This is a genomic window from Roseburia sp. OF03-24 (assembly GCF_003463035.1).
In the GTDB taxonomy this organism is placed as follows: Bacteria; Bacillota; Clostridia; order Lachnospirales; family Lachnospiraceae; genus Roseburia; species Roseburia rectibacter.
In genome coordinates, this window is the sequence record NZ_QSCK01000067.1 from 1 (window position 1) to 3,240 (window position 3,240).

Genomic DNA, 3,240 nt, shown 5'->3' on the forward strand with positions numbered 1-3,240 from the left:
GGGAAAATAACCTAAAAAAATTTGTCTGAAAAAGTGTTGACAATCCAGACCATATCTTTCGATATGTGAGTAGGGTCTCCCGAGGTAAGACACTAATCTTTCGTTCCACAACCTCTTGATTTACAATTTCGGTTTACGTTCACCATTTGGGCTTCGATTTGATTTGCAATCTTACCCACCTAATCGCCTTATCAAGTTTCTGTTCGTAGGCTCAAGAACTTTGCTACACCACTTCCTCCATCCATACCGTTACCGATACCGACTTGTGGTTCGCTACACTTGGCGGTAAATACCCATGACTGGACTTGCACCAGCAAGATTAGCGCCATGCTCGGCACACAAAATAAGTTGATGTATACTTTCATTCATATACATCAACTCGTTTTTTAATTCTGTATTATCTTACTCTTCCAGACTGTCTTTCATTCTGCCAAGCATTCCTGATTTTTTCAACGGTAGTGTAATAATAATGGCAATGATCGTTCCGCCACAGGTACTGATCAGAAACGGAATAACAAATGTGAATAACGCCGCTGCTTTATTACCCATGACAAGATATGCCACCGGATAGGAAAGCATTCCGCCAATGATACCGGTTCCCACAACTTCACCGATATAGGCAAACGGAAGTTTTTTTCCGTATTTGTAAAGAAGTCCGCCAAGCAGCGCGCCGCACATGCTTCCCGGGAATGCCAGTGGACTTCCAAGTCCTGACAGGTTACGGATCAACGCAGCAATAAATGCCTGTGCCAGTGCCCACCACGGTCCTACCGTAACTGCACATAAAATATTTACCAGGTGCTGTACCGGTGCACATTTGGAACCGAATACCGGGAAGGAAAATAAGCTTCCCACCACCGCTACTGCCGCTAAGATTGCTGTAACTGTCAATTTCTTTAAATTAAATTTATTCATTCTTTTGTCCTCTTTTCCCGGAATCTGCCACATCCTGCCTTCTAAAAAATGGTCTGACTGCAACAGTTCCTATTTTGATTTTACTGCCCCTGCAGCTTTTTCCACAATCAGGCAGAGAATGACTGTGACCACCATATCCGGCAGCGTATTTCCAACCGGCGTATCCACCTGCATCAGTATGCGGTAAATCACAAATCCGGCAAGCCATACGATCAGATTACGCCACTGAAATGCAGATTTTCCGGCATCTGCTTTCTTTAAAATGAAGTAATCTGCGATCTGCACTGCGATCATCGGAGCAAAAACAGAACCGATCAGATATAAAAAGTTTGTAATGTTATCCATCGGATAAACGATCGCTGCGACAGTTCCAATCACAGTAACAACAATTGCTGCCCATTTTTCCTGAATCTTTGAGGAAATGGAAACACTTGAAACTCCTGCGGAATAAGCATCCAGAAAGGTTGTTGTAACCGTGGAAAATACAATAATAAGAAGTCCTACAACGCCGAAACCGGTTTTTAACATAATCTGTGCAATGTCATATTCGCCGGTAAAAATAGCTGCTCCCATGCCGATCATGTACATAAAAGTGCTGACCAGACTATAGACGATCACACTTGCGAGTGTTGCAGCAAACGGTTTTTCGGCTTCTCTTGTATAATCGCTGATCAGCGGCAGCCAGGATAACGGCATTGCTACTGCAAGTTCTACAGCTGCTCCAAACGTCAGACTTCCGTCAACCACGATCGGTGCCGCACTTACGTTTCCAAAAAAGATCACTTTAAAAAGTACCAGTGACAAAATAAATAACGCAGTCATGGCAACTGTATTTACTTTGCCCAGATTCGTCAGACCGATAAAAATCCATACAACGATCAGTGCACCAATGATCAACGCCCAGACCCAGTTTCCGGCATGCAAAACACCATCTGCTGCAAGTGCACCATCATAGATCATGATCGCAGTCCATCCCACAAGCTGTAACACATTTAATATGGCAAAAAGCAGACTTCCCTTTTCACCAAAGCTCATTTTTACAGTTTCCATGGCACTTTTTCGCTCTTTCGCTCCGATCATTCCTGCGGCAAACATCATAATTCCGCCGATCAGATGTCCAAGCAGAATCGCTGCCATTGCTTTTCCAAAACCAAGCGGTGCAAAGTAAGTACCTGTCAGTATTTCAGCTAAAGATACACCCGCACCAAACCAGATTAATCCGTTTGAAAAAACGGAAGTTCTCTTTTCATTCATCCTTCGTATTCTCCTTCGATTGCAAATGCATGGTTCATAGGTCCGCTTCCTTTCCCAAGATCAAGCATGGCTGCAAGAGCACCGGAAATATAATTTTTCGCATACCTGACGGAGGTTTCTAAGTCTCTTCCCTTTGCCAGATTCGATGCAATCGCAGAGGAAAGTGTGCATCCTGTTCCATGGGTATTGGGGTTATCAATTCTCTTTCCATGAAACCATACCGGCTCTTTCCCTTTCTGGAAAAGAAGGTCATTCGCATCATTTAACTGATGTCCGCCCTTTAATAACACGGCACAACCAAAGGTATTACAAATGATTTCTGCTGCTTTTTCCATATCTGCTTCTGTCTTTATCTCCATGTCAGAAAGCACTTCTGCTTCCGGAATATTTGGAGTGATAACAGTTGCAAGAGGCAATAATTTACTTTTCAATGTACTGATGGCTTCCTCGTTTATCAGTCTCGCTCCACTGGTTGCCACCATGACAGGATCCACCACGATATTTTTTGCGTGATACTCTGTCAGCTTTTCCGCAATCGTCTCAATCAGTTCACTAGAAGAGACCATTCCGGTTTTAATCGCATCCGGATGAATATCCGTAAAAATACTATCCAGCTGCTCTGCCAAAAACTTTGGAGTTACCTCCATAATATCTGTTACGCCGGTCGTATTCTGGGCAGTCAAAGCTGTGATCGCACTCATCGCATAAACGCGGTTTGCGGTCATTGTCTTGATATCTGCCTGGATGCCGGCGCCTCCACTGGAATCACTTCCAGCGATTGTTAATGCTGTGTACATAAAATCCTCCTTGTTTTGCGAAGCAAAATGCGACTGCCCTTGCAGGAGCAGAGGATTTGCCTCCTTTGTTTTGCGAAGCAAAATGTCTGCTATGCCTGCATAGCATGCGCCCTTGCAGGAGCAGAGGATTTGCCTCCTTTGTTTTGCATTAATTTTATATAGCGACCTAAGGTGGTGCCCCCAATCTGCCGCTGTGACACAAGTGATGTATGAATAAACGGTCCTCCAAATGATGGTTTGTTTATGAAATAAATCATCTCCCTAAATGGTGTAT

General features: G+C 43.8%; 4 protein-coding genes. All 4 read right to left on the reverse strand.

From position 1 onward, the window contains the following. Positions 1-402: 402 nt before the first annotated feature. A complete protein-coding gene (thiW, locus tag DXA60_RS18295; protein ID WP_117922678.1) occupies positions 403-948 on the reverse strand; it encodes an energy coupling factor transporter S component ThiW in 546 nt (181 codons plus the stop codon). Positions 949-984: 36 nt separating this feature from the next. Continuing rightward, complete coding sequence (gene cytX / locus DXA60_RS18300; RefSeq protein WP_117922679.1) at positions 985-2,169, reverse strand: putative hydroxymethylpyrimidine transporter CytX; 1,185 nt, start codon at positions 2,167-2,169, stop codon at positions 985-987. After that, positions 2,166-2,966: a bifunctional hydroxymethylpyrimidine kinase/phosphomethylpyrimidine kinase gene (gene thiD, locus DXA60_RS18305; protein WP_117922680.1), complete on the reverse strand. Its 801-nt coding sequence runs from the start codon at positions 2,964-2,966 to the stop codon at positions 2,166-2,168. Before thiD ends, cytX begins: the two co-directional genes overlap by 4 nt. A gap of 89 nt (positions 2,967-3,055) precedes the next feature. Continuing rightward, positions 3,056-3,240: hypothetical protein (locus DXA60_RS19015; RefSeq protein ID WP_207661936.1), on the reverse strand; the 185-nt coding region annotated here is incomplete at its 5' end.

Excerpts from the sequence above, each read along its gene's own strand:
- thiW (WP_117922678.1), bottom strand. The coding sequence starts at position 948 with ATGTGGCAGATTCCGGGAAAAGAGGACAAAAGAATGAATAAATTTAAT.
- cytX (WP_117922679.1), bottom strand. The coding sequence starts at position 2,169 with ATGAATGAAAAGAGAACTTCCGTTTTTTCAAACGGATTAATCTGGTTT.
- thiD (WP_117922680.1), bottom strand. The coding sequence starts at position 2,966 with ATGTACACAGCATTAACAATCGCTGGAAGTGATTCCAGTGGAGGCGCC.